Source organism: Paenibacillus chitinolyticus (genome assembly GCF_045038035.1).
GTDB classification, from domain to species: domain Bacteria; phylum Bacillota; class Bacilli; order Paenibacillales; family NBRC-103111; genus Paenibacillus_F; species Paenibacillus_F chitinolyticus_A.
This window is the reverse complement of sequence record NZ_CP173427.1, coordinates 3168465-3185241: the sequence shown is the minus strand read 5'-3', so window position 1 is coordinate 3185241 and position 16777 is coordinate 3168465. Positions and strand designations below refer to the sequence as shown.

Below are 16777 nucleotides of genomic sequence, written 5' to 3'. Positions count from 1 at the left end.
GAGCGGTTCAGTGCCGCCCCGATGTTTTGCCGTCCGGCTTATGCACCGGGAGCCGGCCGCTGTGCAGCTCCTAAAAGCCGTCCTCGGACGGCTTTTTTGCCGTTTCGGCTTCCCGGGAGCAATTTTTAGGTTCTATTAAGTTGCTTTTAAGATTCGAAGAGGATAATCAAGGAAAAACCCTGGAGGAAGCTATGTCTATTCGCATGCGGCTTACTTTGTTATATTCGGGTATTCTTTCCGCTACACTGCTGCTGTTCGGCATTGTCCTCTACAGCTTTCTGCAGATATATTTTATTAATGACCTTAAAGATTCGCTCAGAGAGCAGACGGATGTGCTGCAGGAGAGTGTCACCTATAAGCTTAAGGTTGATCCGCTGGGCTCTGATCTGGACATTCAGCTCGACCATGTCGATACCGTCCAGTCGGGCATGTACCTGCAGCTCGTCAATTTGATCAACGGCGATAAGGCGAGGACGCGGAATTTGGGCCAAGTGGAACTGCCGTTCTCCAAAGATGCCGCCGGTAAAAAAACGGAGGGCTACTACATGACCGAAGAGGTCCAGCAATCTCCGTTTCTCATCTATAATCAGCCTCTGCTGCTGAACGGGAAGCTCGTAGGCGTACTGCAATCCGCCTATAATATCGGCTTGATCGATAAATTTCTGTCGATACTCCGGCTTGTGCTGATTCTGCTCTCTCTGGTGATCGTCTGCACGGCCTCGTTCATGGGCTGGCTCTCCTCTAAGCGTGCGCTGAAGCCCGTATATGCCTTGATTGAGGCGACCCGCCAAATTCAGAAAAGCGACGATCTCGGCAACCGGATCGCCGTTAAACCGACGGGAGACGAAGTCAGCCTGCTGGGGACGACCATCAACGGCATGCTGGAACGCATCCAGCACATGTACGGGGAACTGGACAAGTCCTACATGACCCAGCGGAGGTTTGTGGCAGACGCTTCCCACGAACTAAGAACGCCTTTGACGACAATAAGCGGCAATGCGGAATTTTTACAAAAGGCCTGGAAGTCGTTCCGGCAGGCTCCGGAGCAGAGAATAGACAAGGACCAATTGGAACTTTCCATCGAAGCCATTCACGATATTGCCGATGAGGCAGGCCGGATGGGGAGGCTGGTGCATAATCTTCTGACTTTGGCTCGTGCCGATTCGGGGCTTCATCTGAGAAAAGACAGGCTGAGCATAAGCTCCGTCGTCCAGGATGTCATCCGCAAATCACAGGTGCTTGCGAAATCCGCCGAGTTTCAAGCCGGTCCGCTGGAGGGTCTGGAATCTTTGCACGTTGTAGGCGACAGGGATTACCTGCAGCAGCTTTTGTTTATTTTCGTGGAAAATGCTTTTAAGTATACCGAAAACGGCTATGTGAGGTTCTTCGCAAGGGCGGCGGGAGAAAATGCGGAACTTATTATCGAAGACACCGGAATCGGCATGGACGAAGCGGATATTCCGCATATCTTCGACCGGTTTTACCGGGCCGATCCTTCAAGAGGCGAAACGCCGGGGACCGGACTCGGCTTGTCGATCGCGAAATGGATCCTGGAGGAACATCGCGGTACCGTCGAGATCCGAAGCCGCCGGAACGAAGGCACCCGTTTTACGATCCGGCTTCCGGTCGTGCCCGCTATCCGTGAGGAAGGAAGAATGCCCGTCTTGAGTGAAGCTGCTTCCGCCGGGATCGACGGATAATCCGTGCTCTAAACGGGATAAGCCGCTGAAGTTTCAGCGGCTTTTTTTTCGCGTAATGCAGGAAGGGATGTCATATGATTAATGTCGTTAATTAAAATGGTTAATGACGTTAATCGAATCGCGCCATTATTTTTTCCGGCCAGGGGGAGTGCGATCGGGTCATGTCTCACCTTACCTTTCCCGGCAGGGAGGGTTGTGTGGGGTGAGCGTTATTTACCCGCGGCGGACCGGCCGGAATCACGGTCAGACTACGGGCCGCTTCTGTTTGCGCAGCGAGTCGAGCAGCTCCGGTCCCGCGTGCAGGTTATCGCGGACGAGGTCCCGCGGAGTCAGTGCCATCCACTGGTTGAGCGAGACATCCGCGAAGCGGTCGCTTTTGAACATTTCCAGAAACCAGACGGTCTCTTCGCCCGTGTTCTGGATATAGTGGCCGAAGGCGAAGGGCACGTAGCCGACATCGCCCGCCCGGTAATCGAAGGTACGGGCGGAGCCGTTCCCGCCGAAGACGGTCATCCGCGCCTGGCCGGACAGGTAGTACTGCCATTCGTCCTGGTTGGGGTGCCAGTGCAGCTCGCGCAAGGCGCCGGGCTTCAGCTCGACCAGGGCGGCGGCAACCGTTACGGAAACGGGGAAGTTGGAGGAGTCCACGATCCGCACGCTCCCCCCGGGCATGACCTCCGGCGTCTGCGCAAGAAGCCTGTGCTTGAAGCTTTGGGGAACGGAGCCGTATGGCGACTCGATTTCCTGGGACGCAAGAGAGCCGGGAACTTTGTCCTGGAAAATATAGACCTGCCCGGACGGTGCGTTCTCGAAAGCACTCTCGTCCACCTCGAAATTAGCCGCGAGAACGTCCGGAGGCGTGTGGGCGAACCAGTCCGAGATGGACAAGGTGTTGAGATCGGAAAAGGTCCCTTCGTCGAAGACGAGCAGAAATTCGCATCCTTCCGCCAGCCCTTGGATGGAATGGGGAATACCCGGCGGGAAATACCACAGGTCGCCTTCCTCCACATCGTCGATGAAATTGCGGCCTTTCTCGTCCACCGCCGTAATTCTCGCTTTCCCCGTCAGCATGTACGCCCACTCGGCCTGCTGGTGCCAGTGCAGCTCGCGCACGCCCCCGGGGGTCAGACGCATATTGACGCCTGCAAGCGTCTTGGCGACGGGGAGCTCGCGGACCGTAACTTCACGGGACCAGCCGCCGTGGTTCAGCTGCATATGAGCGTCCGAGAAGGAGAATTTCATGTTCGGGATCAGACCGGCATCGGTAGCGGGAGGGACCAGCATGTTCGGATTTTCCAGATCGCGCAAAATATCTCGCGGACCTGGGTCGGTGGCTCCCGCGCCGTCGGCCCGGATGGGCTGGGGGATTTGAAGCTCTTCTTTTACCGGCTTGCTCATGACATCCGCTCCTTCGTTTAGACGAGAAGGTATCTCGCCAAGCTTATCAAGCCTATACATATGCGGCACCGTTTGTCCGTTAGTTATGTTAAATCGCCACAGGATTATCCTGAATGCCGGAAGCCGTTCAGCTGCCGGGTTGCAAAAGAAGCGGAAATTCCCTACAATAAACAAAAGTACAATGATAATGATTCTCAATTGTAGGAGCGAAAAGGGGGAAGCGCCTATGCCATCGGCCATACAAATCGATAGGATGCATGATTATTTCGACCGTTTTTCCGAGCATATGGAGGGGCAGATTTCAGGCAGCGGCGGGAGCGGACGCTTCTGCTTTCTCCGAGGCTGGGAGAGGGGACTCTGACCCGGATTCCCGTTAGAACGGGCATGGAAATTGTCATTTCGGATTTCGAGTTAATCCGTGATCTTAAAGTGCAGGTTCACGGGTCTTACAGCCTGTTCGAGCTGAACTATTGCCTGGAAGGGGACATTTACTGCGCTTGGGAAGGAAACGAGCTGCAGACCGGCAGCCTCAGCGGCAATGTCTTTTTTATGTAGAATATGAACGTGTATATGGAAAAAAAAGGCGGCGTTCGCAACCGGACGCTGGAAATCCGGATGCATCCCGAGCTGTTGCTCGGCTGTGCGAGAGGGCCCGAAGAGACGGAACAAATCCGTCATCTCCTCTCGCGAAGCCGGGGCAGGATCGGAAGGTTTACGGATAGCCCGCTTATCCGGCAGGGGGTCAGGGATCTTTTGCAGTCCGGGCGTTTGGGAAGCATGCGCAGGTGGTACGCGGAAAGTAAAGCGATGGAGCTGATCGCGCTGATCAGTCAGCCGGAAGACGGCGTTAGGGAAGCTGCGGGGATCAGCCTGACACCGGACGACCGGAACCGCCTGTCGGAGGCGAGAAGGCACGTGCTGGACCGGCTGGATAATCCGCCGTCTATCCCGGAGCTGGCGCGGCTGTGCGGAGTCAATGAATACAAGCTGAAAAAAGGCTTCCGCTCGTTGTTCGGCACGACCGTTTATGAACTGGTACGCAGAGAACGGATGAAGAGAGCGGCCGAGTATATGGACCGGGGAATGAATGTGAGCGAAGCGGCCGTTCGGCTCGGTTACGCGAACATGAGCAATTTCACGGCCGCGTTCCGGAAACAGTTCGGTTTGAATCCGGGGCAATATCTTAAACAAGCCAATCAACAACGAGTCCGTCTGTGAGGCTGGCGGTGGAATGCGTTTGGACCGTTATTGTCCTTGACAGACTTCCCGAGTAAAGTTTGTCGTGCCCTGCTTAAACGATCCCCTTGCCGCCTGCGGCAAAGGGATTTTTGCCGTACCCGCTCCTTCAGCAGGCAAAATTGCTTCGCCGGCAGGTAGCGGGCTTTTCCGGATCTGAACGATAATGAAAAACGTACGAATGCCGTTCGACCGGGAAAGGAGACAAAGTCTATGAAAAAACGGTTTCTGCTTATTTTTTTGACCGTACTGGCCGCTATGACATCAATCGCGACGTTTAATCCGATCCTCGGGCTGTTGGCCAGAAGTATGGGGTTGAGTGAAATCCAGACCGGCAGTCTGGTATCGGTAACGGGCTTGTTCTGGATCACGGGGACGTTCCTGTGGGCAAAATGGGCGCGAACGGGCCGGAAGCTGGTGATGATTACGGCCCTGCTCGGCTATATTGTGACACTGGCGGCGTTTGCCGTTCTGTCCGACCTCGCCCGCAGTGGGGAACCTGACCCCGCCTGGCTCTACATTCAGCTGCTGTTGCTGCGAGCGGCCGGAGGTTTCTTCTTCGGAGCGATTCCCGCAATGGCGCAGAGCTATCTCATGGAGTGGACGACGGCGGAAAACCGCGCTTCCGGAATGGCACTGTTCGGAGGGGCGAACGGGCTCGGCTTCGTCCTCGGGCCCGCGCTCGGCGCCCTGCTGACGCCTGTCGGTCTTACGGCGCCGATGTACGCTTCCGCCGTGCTGCTGGCACTGACGGCGGCCGCATTCTGGCTGATGATTCCCGGCGGCAGGCCGGCGGTTGCAAGTACCCGTGCCGGCAAGCTGTCGGCCGCCGACCCGAGAATTTCGCTGTACCTGGCAATCGGGCTGACCTTGTCCATCGTCATGATTATTCTTCAGGTAACCTGCGGCATTTTTATCCAGGACCGCATGTCCGTCACTTCAGAAGACGCCGCGCGGTACATCGGTCTCGGGCTTTCGTCGGCGGGGGTACTCGTGGTCGCCGTGCAGCTGCTGATCGGCCGCTATCTGAAATGGCCGACGGGCAGGCTCCTCAAGATCGGCCTGTCGTCCCTGTGCGCAGCCTTCCTGCTGTTCCTGCTCTGGCCCGCGAAGTACCTGCTTGTTTTCCTCCTGCTCGGCATCGGGTTTACGCTTCCCGGTTACATTACGGCGGCATCGCTCGCGGTCACAGAGGAGGAGCAGCCGTCCGTCGCTTCATGCACGGCGGCGGTACAAGGCGTCGGCTCGTTTGCGGGACCGTTGACGGGAACGCTGCTCTACTCCCTGCACACATCGGCGCCTTATGCCGTCTGTGCGCTGCTGACAGCCGTGTTTGCCCTGACCGTGCGGGCCTGCCCCGCCCGGGCGCTTTCCGCCAAGCCGCTTCCGCTCCGTCCGGCCGGACCTCGTAAAAGTTCGCGCTTAGGCAGCCCGTTCTTTTATTCCCGTCCTTACCGCCACCGGCTGTTAGAAATGCCGCCGCCGGTTATGGTACAATCACGTAGCCGGACGAGACGGCAAATTATACAAGCTGAAATAGAGGTGCCTTATGCCGAATATGATTCTCCTAAACGATCAGGTAAGTTCTGAAATCAAAGCGAGTATAGCCGGGGCGGAAGAATATGCGGAAATTGAGCGGCTGATGGTGGAGACCGCGAAATGGCTGCGGAGCAAAGGATCGACCCAGTGGTCGGGACTGCTGTCGGTCAGTGACGATCACGATATGGCGGGGGCCCTTGAACGCGAAGAGGTGGTTGTGTTCAAAGCGGCGGAAGGCACCCTTCTGGCGTGCGCGATTCTCCAGCGGGAAGCGGAGGACTGGGACCGCAAACTATGGCGGCTGGACCCCGGGGAGACCGGCACGGCCATTTATCTTCACCGGTTGACCGTTAACCGCGGGCAAGCGGGCAGAAGCCTGGGCAAAACGGTGATGGACTGGATCCGGCAGGAAATGTCGTTTCCGGGCAAAGACCGGATTCGTCTGGACTGTATCGGCAGCAACGAGACCTTAAACGCCTTTTACAAAACGTGCGGCTACACGTATATCGGCGAGTCGGACGGATTCAGCCTGTACGAAAACATGCTGCCCGTGCGCTGAATATCCCGCTTTCGCTCCCATCCCTCAAAGAGGGCGGGAGCTTTTTTATTTCACGTTCCGGCCTGCCGCGAAAGCCTATTGACAAATGGAAAAAACTTGCTTAACCTGATGTTGACTGTATTAGTCAATCATAATCATGGCGATGCAGCCGATTTATTTTTTTACAAGAAAATTGACTGAATTAATCAATCAAAATAAAGGAGCGAAAATGATGAACACGAATGACAACGGGAATCGCGAGAAAAGAAAAGCGCTTGTAATCGGCGGAAGTATTGGGGGGTTGTTAACCGGAAGAGTGCTCGCTGATTTTTATGAAGAGGTGATTGTGATCGACAAAGACGAATTTCCCGGGGAACCCGCCGACCGTTCCGGGACGCCGCAAGGCTACCATCCTCATCGTTTTACGCTGCGCGGCAAGACGATTGTCGAGCGTTTTTTCCCCGGGTACGAGGAGGATTTGCTTCAACTGGGCGCGCTGTCTTCACTGAACAAAACCGTGACGAACACGAACGAGTACGGAACGATCAGCGGCCCTTACCAGCGCAATGACCTCAAGTTCAGCAGAGCTCTCCTGGAGTGGGTGATCCGCGAACGGGTGAAACGCATTCCCCAAGTGTCTTTGCTGCCCGGTCATGAGGCGGTTCGGCTAATGAGCACCCCGGACCGGAAGAAAGTGACGGGCGCGGTTATACGGGGAAGGAGCGGCGGCGGAGAAGAGAAACCTTTTGAGGCGGATCTGGTTGTCGATACGTGCGGACGGCTGTCCAAACTGACCAAGTGGCTGGAAGTTATGGGGCTGGAAGTGCCCGCCTCCGATTATTTGAACGTAGAGCTCGGTTACAGTACCCGCAGGTACCGGGTGCCGGCCGCTAAGGAACATCTGGTCAAGGAATGGGATGTGATTAATATCGCCGGGCAGCCGGCTAAAGGATCTTGTACGGGTGTATTGTCCTTCATCGAAAATAACGTGGCGGAAATGCTGCTGTACCGGCCGGGAGGACAATACCCGCCAACGAAAGAAGACGAATACGAAAAGGCGGCCGCGGACCTCCCCGACTCGGTCATCGCGGAAATTCTCGGAGAGCTGGAACCGGCGGCGTCTCCGAGAGGATTCCGCGTGCCGCAGCTGTACCGTCGGCATTTCGAGCAGATGACGGACTGGCCCGAGGGGCTGCTTGTTCTCGGCGATGCCTACTGCATCTACGATCCGATCTTCGGGCAGGGAATGACAGTGGCGGCCATCGAAGCGGAGACTCTCGAAGCCTGCCTGCGGAAGCAGAGTCTGGCGCCGGAGCCTTCTCCCGCGTTCGAACGCAACGTGCTGCGCCGTCTCCAGGAGGTGATTGAGCCAGCCTGGTGGTTAAACTGCGTGGCCGACCTCCGCTGGGAAGGCGTGACGTATTCGGGTGCCGCGCCCCTGAAAGGAATCGAGTTCGGGCGGAGATACATGAATCTGGTGCTGAAATACGCGACCGGGGAAAAGAATATGAAATTTTTCGGGCTGTACTGGGCCGTCAATACGCTTACCCTGCCGCCGGGTCAGCTGTTCCATCCGGATATGGTGCGGGAGGTGCTGTCTTCCTCCGAGGAAGGCAGAAGGCTGCTTGACGAGCTTCTTCCGGGGGGCTCCGGTTCCCTGGCCGCCGTACTGGAGGAGATCGTCCCGGCGTTTTCCGAAACGGCTTACGAAACGGTCTGAAAGGATGATATAATTTGGGCATCAGCACGTGAAGTGGAGGATTACAGTGGCACCATTAAACGATCAGCAGTTAAATCAGATACGGGATGAACGCAGAGTCCAAATTATGGGCGCCGCGCTTCGCGTTTTTGCGAGAAGGGGAATCGTCGGCACGAAAATGAGCATGATCGCCGCGGAGGCCGGAATCAGTCACGGTCTGCTCTACCATTACTTTACTTCGAAAGAAGAGTTGTTTACTACGCTTGTCCAAGGCGCATTGGAAGCTTCGCAAGAAGCCATGAAGGAAGTTTACCTGCTTCCGGGCACGCCGCTTGATAAAATCAGGAGATTATCCGAAGAGATGCTCGATAAGAGCGGTGCTCCTTATTATTTACTCATCCACCAGGCCCGGACCTCGGAGGGAGTGCCGGATAAGGTAAACCGGCTCATGCGGAATTACACCTTGGATACGTACGTAGAGCAGCTGCTGCCGCTGTTCCGGGAAGGGCAGGAACGGGGCGAGCTTGATGCCGGCGATACAGAGGAAATGATCGCGTCTTACGTTTCCGTCTTGTCGGGACTTATGGTGGTGACGGCCGACGGGAACGATGATTACCGGGTTCCTCCGGTAGATCGTCTGCTAAGGATGATAGCGAAGCGGTAAAAGCGCCACTGGCGCGGCTGCCCCGTTCAAGCCCGGCGAATTTCTTGCAATGCCGCTTAAGGCTGCGGCTGACCGCCGGAGGCGGCGCGTTTTATAAAGGGCTCTCGTCGGGGAAACCGGCGGGAGCTTTTTACACGGAACGGGCTGCTCAAGATGAAGCGGTCAAGAAATAATTTACAAATTATTCAAACAGGCAAAAGAGGAATAGGGCGCCGGACGGCCGAATATGTTCAGAGTAAGGAGGCCTTCCTTTTTCAAAAGTTAAAGCGCTTTAACTTATTAGAATTCCAAGGAGGAATTAACTTGCAAACGAAACAATCGGTATCCGTACGTAAACGGGTGAAATCATGTATGAACGCTGCTTTAAGTGTCGGTTTGGCGAGCACACTTCTGCTCACGTCCGTCTTGTTGCCCGGGAACGCTCTTGCGAACTCGAATCCGGCACAAGGAGAAGCATACGCAGTGCCGGCGAACTCCCACGACTCGAACTTTTCTCCGTCGACCCTTCAATTTTTAAAATCGAAGACCGGTCTGGACGGGGAGCAGTGGGACAACATTATGAAACTGGTGAACAAAGCCGAACAAGACTCGCTGAACTGGACCGAGTACTACGGGTACTGCGAAGACATCGGCGATGACCGCGGTTATACGATCGGTATTTTCGGGGCGACGACAGGGGGGCCCAACGATACGGGTCCGGACGGACCGGCGCTGTTCAAGGAATATGATGCCGTAAAAGGAGCTTCAAACCCATCCGTGGAAGGCGGCCTTGCCCGGATCGGAGCTCACGGCTCCATGAAGGGATCGATCCTGAAAATTACCGACAGCGAGAAGGTTTTCTGCGGCAAAGTCAAAGGTCTGGAGGACGATCCGGCCTGGAGGGAAGCCATGTGGCACACGTTCTATAACGTGTATATCAAATACAGCGTCGAACAGGCCCGCAAGCGCGGATTTAATTCGGCTCTGACGATCGGATCTTTTGTGGACACGGCTTTGAATCAAGGGGCCGAGGGCGACTCGGGAAGTCTGGCGGGCATTTTGGCCAAATCCGGCAGCAGCACGAACGAGAAAACATTTATGACGAACTTCTACGCCAAACGTACGCTGGTAGTGGACACGAACGAATACAACCAGCCTCCCAACGGCAAAAACCGGGTGAAGCAGTGGAGTACGCTTCTTAACACGGGAGAAACGGATCTGAAAGATGCGGATGCGGCGGTTAAGAAAGTTACGAGCTGGATCATGAAGTAAACGCAAAAAAGCGGCGCATGCAGCCGAGCCTGGAGACCAGGTCCCTTCCGGAACCGGGTCTCCGGGCTTTTTTTACGGGCCAAGCGCCTTGAATCGAAGCAAGTCGGCTTCTCACAAGCCATGCAGGAGTTGTCGGGAATGTGTATGCCGTGTACTTACGGAGGCAGGCGAACAGCCGCCGAAGCGTCAGCAGACGTCGGTTCCGTTCAGCCGAAAAATCCGATCAGCATGATCCCGGCGGTAATTACCAGGGAGCTTAGGATCCGCAGCGTGCCCTGTTTTTCCTTCAGGACAAAAATACCGAGCAGGGTGGCGAACACGGTTCCGATTTCGCGGACGGGCGACACATGGGCGACCGGCGCATAGGCGAGCGCGAGCAAAAAGAGCAGGTAGGAGCCGGTATTTAAGACGGCGCCGAGGACAATCCGCTTCCCGTTGAGCTTCCATTCGGAGGAGAGCTGCCGGGAAGACAGGACCGCCGGGGTTAATCCGGCGGCGAAGCCGATATTGGTTACCTCGAGCAGAGCAAGCGCGGAAACGTGCTGCAGGTTGATTTTATCTACAAGTACGTAGGAAGTCGTACATAAGCCGACGCCCAAGGCCATAAGCACGGGAGCCGGCGAGAATCCTTCTCCGTGTGCGGCGGATTTGCGCGTCAGAAGACCGCTGAGCATTATGAAGCCGAGTATCATGCAGAGAAGGCCGATCCAGCCGGGAACGGACAAGGATTCCCCCAGAAAAGCGACGCCGAATGCCGGAATGAGCAAGGTGTTGGTGCCCCTCATGATCGGGTATACTTGGGACAAATCTCCCATCTGATACGTGCGCGACAGCAGGAGTCCGTAGACGGCCTGGAGCACGGCAGAGGCCAGAAGCAGGAGCCATGCCCCGGTATCAAGCGATGCAGTCCTTAATTCCTGGATGAATGAGGGCAAAAGGACAATGGCGGCGATCATGGAGATGGACCACAAAAAAACACTCTTATTGCGGCTGCTTTTGGCAAACAGACTCCAGATGGAATGAGTGAGCCCCGAAAGCACGACGAGTAAAAAGGCAAGAAGGATCATGGAATCATCTCCGCTGCTGTCATCCGTCCGGCAAATTTGATCGTACATTCCGTTTCGCCGAACGATGTTATTTTGTGATATGATGTGGTAATATGATGTTTCATGTGGTTTTACTTGTAATTGTAGACTTGTGTCATCGGACTGTCAATGAGTAAAACAAACGCTTTAATTGACTGGGTTATTCTTTGGCCTATATGGCTTAGACGAGGAGTAGCGCTTCTATTCCTGCGCGATTCGGAAAGTTGACAGAAGAGAAAGCTGCTTTTACACTGTAGAAAACAACAACATTCAACATGTGAAATGGAAATAGTTGTTGCCGGAGGCCGTTTATGTCCTTAACTTATGAAGACAGAAGGAGTACGATCTTAAAGCAGTTGGACATGGATGGAAAAGTGCAGGTTCACCTGCTTTCCGCAGAATTTAACGTCTCGACGGAAACGGTCCGCAGGGATTTGGATCGGCTGGAGAAAGAAGGCAAGCTGCGCAAAGTATACGGCGGTGCCGTAAAAGTCAGGTCCGACCGGGTCGAGCCGCCGTTTCTTAAGCGCGCACAGATGATGCGGCGGGAGAAGGTTTCCATCGGCAAACTCGCGGCTTCGCTGATCGGCGAAGGAGAGACCGTCATTCTGGATAACGGGACGACGACGATCGAAATTTTGTGTCATCTCCAGAACCGTCCCGACGTGACGCTGATCACGCATTCCGTGCCGATATTAACGGCTGCGATGGATACGTTTGCGGGCAAAATCATTTTTGCCGGAGGCGAAATCAATCGGCATTATCAGGCCGCAACCGGCGCTTTGACGGATCAGCTGCTCGATCAGTTTAAGGTGAATAAAGCTTTTATCTCGGTCGGAGGGATATCGCTGGTCGACGGCATTACCGATTATCATCTGGACGAAGCCGTTCTGTCTCGGAAAATTATGCAGCGGTCGGAGGAGTCCATTCTTGTGGCGGACCACACCAAATTCGGCGTGACGACCTTTGCCCGTGTGTCCAAGCTGGAGGAAGTTTCGATGGTGATTACGGATCCGGGGTGTCCGCGGGACTGGATCGACAGTGTGGAGGCGCTCGGAATCGAAATGCGGATAAGTTCATAAGAAGCGGCACGAACGTAATCCGGAACGGATAACGGTGCCAATCGGAAAAGACAGGAGCGAGTAAGCTCCTGTCTTTTTGGTTGTTCAGGCGGTTCCCTCCGCCGCTTGCTCCGATCTTTTCCTCGCCAGAGGGGGAAGAACGAGCAGGTAATACAAGCCTAGAGCGAGTTCGGCTGCTCCCACGACATAGAAAATGGTTTCGACGGACATATGCGCCGGAAAGGCGTAGGCGATCCATGCCTGCATAGCCGTGAATGTAAGCATCATAATCGGCTGAATGAGCGCTTGAACCCGGCCCATCATACGGGCTTCGGTCACCTGGGCAAGCCAGCCGAAGAACGCGACGTTGCACAGCGGGATAGACAAAGCGTACAGCAGATACAGCGCCATGAACGTCGCTGTATTCGCCGCCAGCGCCTGCAGGAGATGGGTAACGGCGCCCAGGAAGAAGCTGGCGATGATCATGCCGTACAGCGGGATTTTTTTGGCCAGCCGGACGGAAACGATACTTCCCAGCAGCATGCCGGCCCCGAGCACGGCGGTCATTCCGACCTGCAGGGATTCGTAAGTATCCGGGGCCAGCTTATACTTGAGGCCGAACAGGTACATGACGCTGCCGCCTCCGTTCGCCAGTCCGAGAATAAGGATGCCGGCCAGTAGCGAAAGCACGATGGAGTGGCGGCGGACGTAAAGAAGCCCGCTGGCGAAGTCTTGGCCCACTTGTTTGAGTTTCAGCGTCCGCCATGACGCGGGCCCGTTAGGCTGCCGCACTTCGTGAGGAATCTTGCAGCGCATGATAAGCAGGGCGGATATCACAAAGCTGACCATGTCGATCGCGACCGATCCGAGAATTCCGGAGTACCAGTAGCTTACCGCCCCCAGGCTGGTGCCAAGCAGAACGAAGGCGCTCATCAGCATCTGATTCATCCCCATTGCCGCAGGCATTTGCGCCGGATCAAGGACGCCCCGCACCAAGGCCGCATTCGCCGGATGAAACATTTTGCTGACGGCGCTTCGGATGAACAGAACGGCGAAAACGAGAGGCATCCACCCCCACGCTACGGCGGCTAACAGCAGCAGGCTCAGCCCGGCATTGACGGCATCGCAGCTTACCGCGATTTTTTGCCGGTCGAAACGGTCCGCCGCAACGCCGGTTAAGAAGAAGAGAAACAAGGTGGGAAGGGAGTACATCATTTCCGTCAAGGTCGCGTAGGCCGGCTGCGTGCTGAATTTATCCAGCATGTAAAAAGCAAATGCCGTCAGCCCGGTAACCGAGCCGATTTGCGACAGAAGCTGCGCCCCGAAAAGATAGGCATAATTACGGTTTTTGAACAGGCCGAGCAGGGTATCCGTTTGCATCGTTCGGGCTCCTCTTTTTTCCAGGGTGAGTGATGGTTATAAAATAGCATATATAGTTCAATGAAACAAGAACTAATTTTTAAGTCTGTAAATATAGAACTAATTACAAAATACTGAAAGCCGAAACCGTTAGGATAAGTCTGCCGGATGTGGTAATCTTATCGTATCGAAGTTTGCGAGAGGAGGTTTAAAAGAAATGGCCTATCGGATCGAAACCGGGTTTTCACCGGTTCACGAATGTCTGCTCAGTTTCCTTTTATATAAACGAAGACAGAACATCAAATATTTGTACGTCGGACCGTCCTGGCACCAGCAGATTCAAGATATTATGGAGCCTGCTTACCTGGATAAGCTGGACGCGCTGGACGATCTTACGTTCGTCGATCTGCTCTCGGTGCTGATAGACCAGTGCCCGGACGCAACTTCTATGGAGCTCTTCCTGGAATGGGTAAGCAGGCTTTCGGCCGGAGAGCTCTACGAGCGGCTTGCTTCCTATATGGCGGACGGAAAGAACCCCGTCTGGCTTCATTTGGGAGAGCAAAGAGATTTGTTCACGGAGCTGTTGTCCGTCTGGCAGGAGAAGTATATGGACCGGTGGACGGGTATGGACGCTCTAAGAGGAGGAGCGCGGGAGGTAGAAGAGGCGGTGCGCACAGGCAAGAAGGCGGAGGATATCGTGGATACTTTCGTGACCGGAATGCGGATCGAACTGACCGCGATCCGGAAAGTTCACCTGATCCCGGCGTATCATTTCCGGCCTCTGCATACGTTTGCCGTCTTCAAAGACAAAATCAATATTTTGTACCCGCACGATATCGAGAAGCCCGATATCTTCACCGTTTCCGCTGCCGCCAAAGCTTTATCAGACGAGAAAAGGCTGGAAATTCTGAAGCTTTTGTCCATTCAAAGAAGATCGTTCACAGACATCTCGAAAGAGATCGGCGGAGCAAAAGGCAACGTTCATCACCATCTCATGACCCTTCGAATGGCGGGGCTTGTCAGTGTCCATCTTACCGACGATGTCACTTTTCTGGCTTTACGGCCGGGTTTGTCGGAGAGATTGAAGCATCAGCTGGATCATGTTTTAAAGGGCTGATCCGTCATACCGCTGCAAAACGATCCGATTTGCCCGGTTTTACGCCTATTTCTTCCACCGTCGCCGCCTTGGTGTGGCTATGCTTAATTTTGCTCAACCGCTTCATAAGCTTCGTATCCCGACACCGCCGGAATCTCATGTTCCCGCGGTTTTTTGGTTCCGAATTTTTTGTTTTTAATTGGATATCCCGGCGTTAAAAATAAAATAATAACCTGAAAAGCGGGACATACGCTGTAAAGCAAGGGGTTCAGGGCAGAAGAAAATGGAGAGGAAGTATCGCCATGGTCGGTAAATTTAAAAGACTGCTAATCGGACGCCCCATGAAAGCGCGGAAATCGAAGGAGAGAAACTTAACAAGCTCAAGGCGCTTGCCGTCCTTTCTTCCGATGCGCTGTCCTCCGTCGCATACGGGACCGAGCAAATCCTCATCGTCCTGATGGCCGCAGGTTTTACCGCACTCTGGTATTCGGTTCCCATCTCACTGGGCGTACTCGGTCTGCTGCTTATTCTCATCTTGTCCTACCGGCAAACCATTTTTGCCTATCCTACCGGGGGCGGCGCCTATATCGTCGCGAAAAATAATCTCGGCGTTCATACCGGCCTGCTGGCCGGCGGCTCGCTGCTCGTGGACTACATCCTCACGGTAGCCGTGAGTTCTTCCGCGGGAACGGACGCCATTACGTCGGCGTTTCCGTCCCTGCACGATCACCGGGTGCTGATCGCGCTGACGATGATCCTCTTTCTGACGATCATGAACTTGAGAGGCATCACGGAATCCGCATCGGTGCTTGCTCTGCCGGTTTATTTATTCGTCGTTTCGATCTTTGTGCTGATTATTTCCGGCGTGGTCAAATATTTCACCGGCGGCGTTCATGCCGCCGTACCTGAGATGAGTACGGCCGTATCGAATATCAGCCTGTTCCTGATCTTGAAAGCATTCAGTTCGGGCTGCTCGGCGCTGACCGGAGTCGAAGCGGTCTCGAACGCCATTCCGAACTTCAAAAAGCCGGCCGAACGCAATGCGGCGGCGACACTGGTCATGATGGGCACGATTCTCGGTGCCATGTTCATCGGGATCAGCCTTCTCGCGTACTGGTACGGCATCGCGCCGAGCGAGAAGGAAACCGTCGTTTCGCAAATCGCGAACGCCACCTTCGGCCGCGGATTTATTTATTACTTCATTCAGGGCGTTACGGCGCTGATCTTGTTTTTGGCCGCCAATACGGCGTATTCGGCTTTTCCGCTGCTTGCCTTTATGCTGGCCAAGGACAAATTCATGCCCCGGATGTTTATGGTCCGCGGCGACCGTCTCGGCTTTTCGAACGGGATTATCAATCTGGGCGTCTTGTCCGCGCTGCTCGTTATCGTATTCAACGGGGATACCGAAAACCTGATCCCTCTGTACGCCTTAGGGGTGTTCATCCCCTTTACGCTTTCCCAGCTCGGGATGATGGTCCGCTGGATCAAACTGAAGCCGTCCGGCTGGCTCGGGCGCTTTATCGTCAACACGATCGGCATGTTAACGACGTTAACGATCTCCCTGATCTTTGTTTTTACGAAGTTCAGCCAGATCTGGATGGTGTTCTTCTTCCTGCGGCTTGTCATCTTTATTTTTATCCAGACCAAACGGCATTACGAAAATACGGCCGACCAGCTCCGCATCGACCTTGCCCGCGACAAACCGCTGATCAAGGGAAACACGATTGTCGTCCCGATCGCCGGAATCACTCAAGTCGTGAAACAATCGCTCGGCTACGCCAAATCCGTTACGGACAATGTGGTGGCCGTCTATGTCGGTTTTAACGATGAGGATATCGAGCGCATGGAGAAGAAGTGGGAGGAATGGGACCCCGGCGTGCGGCTGATCGTCCTTCGTTCGAGCTACCGCAGCATTATCCGGCCGCTCATCAAGTTTGTCGATACGGTGGAGTGGAAAACGGCGGAAACCGACCACATCACGGTGCTGATCCCGCAGTTTATTACCAAACACTGGTGGCAGCATATCCTGCACAATCAGACCAGCCTGCTGCTTAGAGCCTACCTGTTTAACCGCAAAGATGTGGTCATCGCGACAGTTCCTTATCACTTGAACAAGTGAAAAATAACTCGAAAAATCCGCGGAGCACGCGG

Annotated in this window: 14 protein-coding genes and 1 pseudogene; 12 read left to right on the top strand and 3 right to left on the bottom strand. The window is 54.8% G+C overall.

Features of this window, described 5'->3' with window-relative positions; translation table 11 throughout:
* Positions 1-191: 191 nt before the first annotated feature.
* Positions 192-1700 carry a sensor histidine kinase gene (locus ACI48J_RS14330; protein ID WP_405078847.1) on the top strand — a complete coding sequence of 503 codons (1509 nt, stop codon included), beginning with the start codon at positions 192-194 and terminating at the stop codon, positions 1698-1700.
* 243 nt (positions 1701-1943) lie between these two features.
* Here ACI48J_RS14330 and ACI48J_RS14325 read toward each other — a convergent pair whose 3' ends face one another.
* A complete protein-coding gene (locus ACI48J_RS14325; protein ID WP_405078846.1) occupies positions 1944-3098 on the bottom strand; it encodes an oxalate decarboxylase family bicupin in 1155 nt (384 codons plus the stop codon).
* 226 nt (positions 3099-3324) lie between these two features.
* Between ACI48J_RS14325 and ACI48J_RS14320 the strand changes: the two genes are divergently transcribed.
* The 8 genes from ACI48J_RS14320 to ACI48J_RS14285 all read left to right on the top strand — a co-directional run bounded on the left by ACI48J_RS14320 (position 3325) and on the right by ACI48J_RS14285 (position 10025).
* On the top strand, positions 3325-3459 hold the full coding sequence (locus tag ACI48J_RS14320) for a hypothetical protein (RefSeq protein WP_405078844.1): 135 nt from the start codon (positions 3325-3327) through the stop codon (positions 3457-3459).
* Between the two features lie 23 nt (positions 3460-3482).
* Positions 3483-3653 (top strand): hypothetical protein, encoded by a 171-nt coding sequence (locus ACI48J_RS14315; RefSeq protein ID WP_405078842.1) that lies wholly within the window; start codon positions 3483-3485, stop codon positions 3651-3653.
* Positions 3654-3668: 15 nt separating this feature from the next.
* The gene (locus tag ACI48J_RS14310; protein ID WP_405078841.1) at positions 3669-4316 is read left to right on the top strand and encodes a helix-turn-helix transcriptional regulator; all 648 of its coding nucleotides are present in this window, start codon (positions 3669-3671) and stop codon (positions 4314-4316) included.
* A 231-nt stretch (positions 4317-4547) separates the two neighbouring features.
* Positions 4548-5924, top strand: coding sequence for an MFS transporter (locus ACI48J_RS14305; protein ID WP_405078839.1), 1377 nt, complete (start codon positions 4548-4550; stop codon positions 5922-5924).
* Positions 5884-6432, top strand: coding sequence for a GNAT family N-acetyltransferase (locus ACI48J_RS14300; RefSeq protein WP_405078837.1), 549 nt, complete (start codon positions 5884-5886; stop codon positions 6430-6432). Before ACI48J_RS14305 ends, ACI48J_RS14300 begins: the two co-directional genes overlap by 41 nt.
* A gap of 208 nt (positions 6433-6640) precedes the next feature.
* Complete coding sequence (locus ACI48J_RS14295; RefSeq protein WP_405078835.1) at positions 6641-8131, top strand: NAD(P)/FAD-dependent oxidoreductase; 1491 nt, start codon at positions 6641-6643, stop codon at positions 8129-8131.
* Between the two features lie 46 nt (positions 8132-8177).
* Complete coding sequence (locus ACI48J_RS14290) at positions 8178-8774, top strand: TetR/AcrR family transcriptional regulator (protein WP_405078834.1); 597 nt, start codon at positions 8178-8180, stop codon at positions 8772-8774.
* A gap of 303 nt (positions 8775-9077) precedes the next feature.
* Positions 9078-10025 (top strand): chitosanase, encoded by a 948-nt coding sequence (locus ACI48J_RS14285; RefSeq protein WP_405078832.1) that lies wholly within the window; start codon positions 9078-9080, stop codon positions 10023-10025.
* A gap of 206 nt (positions 10026-10231) precedes the next feature.
* Here ACI48J_RS14285 and ACI48J_RS14280 read toward each other — a convergent pair whose 3' ends face one another.
* A complete protein-coding gene (locus ACI48J_RS14280) occupies positions 10232-11140 on the bottom strand; it encodes an EamA family transporter (protein ID WP_405078831.1) in 909 nt (302 codons plus the stop codon).
* A gap of 281 nt (positions 11141-11421) precedes the next feature.
* On the opposite strand from ACI48J_RS14280, the gene ACI48J_RS14275 reads away from it, so the two are divergent.
* Positions 11422-12192 carry a DeoR/GlpR family DNA-binding transcription regulator gene (locus ACI48J_RS14275; protein ID WP_405078829.1) on the top strand — a complete coding sequence of 257 codons (771 nt, stop codon included), beginning with the start codon at positions 11422-11424 and terminating at the stop codon, positions 12190-12192.
* An 84-nt stretch (positions 12193-12276) separates the two neighbouring features.
* On the opposite strand, the gene ACI48J_RS14270 is transcribed toward ACI48J_RS14275, so the two are convergent.
* Complete coding sequence (locus ACI48J_RS14270; RefSeq protein ID WP_405078828.1) at positions 12277-13551, bottom strand: MFS transporter; 1275 nt, start codon at positions 13549-13551, stop codon at positions 12277-12279.
* A gap of 196 nt (positions 13552-13747) precedes the next feature.
* Here ACI48J_RS14270 and ACI48J_RS14265 point away from each other — a divergent pair, with 196 nt between their 5' ends.
* Positions 13748-14647 carry a winged helix-turn-helix domain-containing protein gene (locus tag ACI48J_RS14265; RefSeq protein ID WP_405078826.1) on the top strand — a complete coding sequence of 300 codons (900 nt, stop codon included), beginning with the start codon at positions 13748-13750 and terminating at the stop codon, positions 14645-14647.
* 281 nt (positions 14648-14928) lie between these two features.
* A pseudogene (locus ACI48J_RS14260) lies at positions 14929-16745 on the top strand (APC family permease).
* The last annotated feature ends 32 nt before the right edge of the window (positions 16746-16777 follow it).

What these genes read in the sequence shown, in the direction of transcription:
- ACI48J_RS14330 (WP_405078847.1), top strand. Translation starts at nt 192, where the DNA reads ATGTCTATTCGCATGCGGCTTACTTTGTTATATTCGGGTATTCTTTCC.
- ACI48J_RS14325 (WP_405078846.1), bottom strand. Translation starts at nt 3,098, where the DNA reads ATGAGCAAGCCGGTAAAAGAAGAGCTTCAAATCCCCCAGCCCATCCGG.
- ACI48J_RS14320 (WP_405078844.1), top strand. Translation starts at nt 3,325, where the DNA reads ATGCCATCGGCCATACAAATCGATAGGATGCATGATTATTTCGACCGT.
- ACI48J_RS14315 (WP_405078842.1), top strand. Translation starts at nt 3,483, where the DNA reads ATGGAAATTGTCATTTCGGATTTCGAGTTAATCCGTGATCTTAAAGTG.
- ACI48J_RS14310 (WP_405078841.1), top strand. Translation starts at nt 3,669, where the DNA reads ATGGAAAAAAAAGGCGGCGTTCGCAACCGGACGCTGGAAATCCGGATG.
- ACI48J_RS14305 (WP_405078839.1), top strand. Translation starts at nt 4,548, where the DNA reads ATGAAAAAACGGTTTCTGCTTATTTTTTTGACCGTACTGGCCGCTATG.
- ACI48J_RS14300 (WP_405078837.1), top strand. Translation starts at nt 5,884, where the DNA reads ATGCCGAATATGATTCTCCTAAACGATCAGGTAAGTTCTGAAATCAAA.
- ACI48J_RS14295 (WP_405078835.1), top strand. Translation starts at nt 6,641, where the DNA reads ATGATGAACACGAATGACAACGGGAATCGCGAGAAAAGAAAAGCGCTT.
- ACI48J_RS14280 (WP_405078831.1), bottom strand. Translation starts at nt 11,140, where the DNA reads ATGTACGATCAAATTTGCCGGACGGATGACAGCAGCGGAGATGATTCC.
- ACI48J_RS14275 (WP_405078829.1), top strand. Translation starts at nt 11,422, where the DNA reads ATGTCCTTAACTTATGAAGACAGAAGGAGTACGATCTTAAAGCAGTTG.
- ACI48J_RS14270 (WP_405078828.1), bottom strand. Translation starts at nt 13,551, where the DNA reads ATGCAAACGGATACCCTGCTCGGCCTGTTCAAAAACCGTAATTATGCC.
- ACI48J_RS14265 (WP_405078826.1), top strand. Translation starts at nt 13,748, where the DNA reads ATGGCCTATCGGATCGAAACCGGGTTTTCACCGGTTCACGAATGTCTG.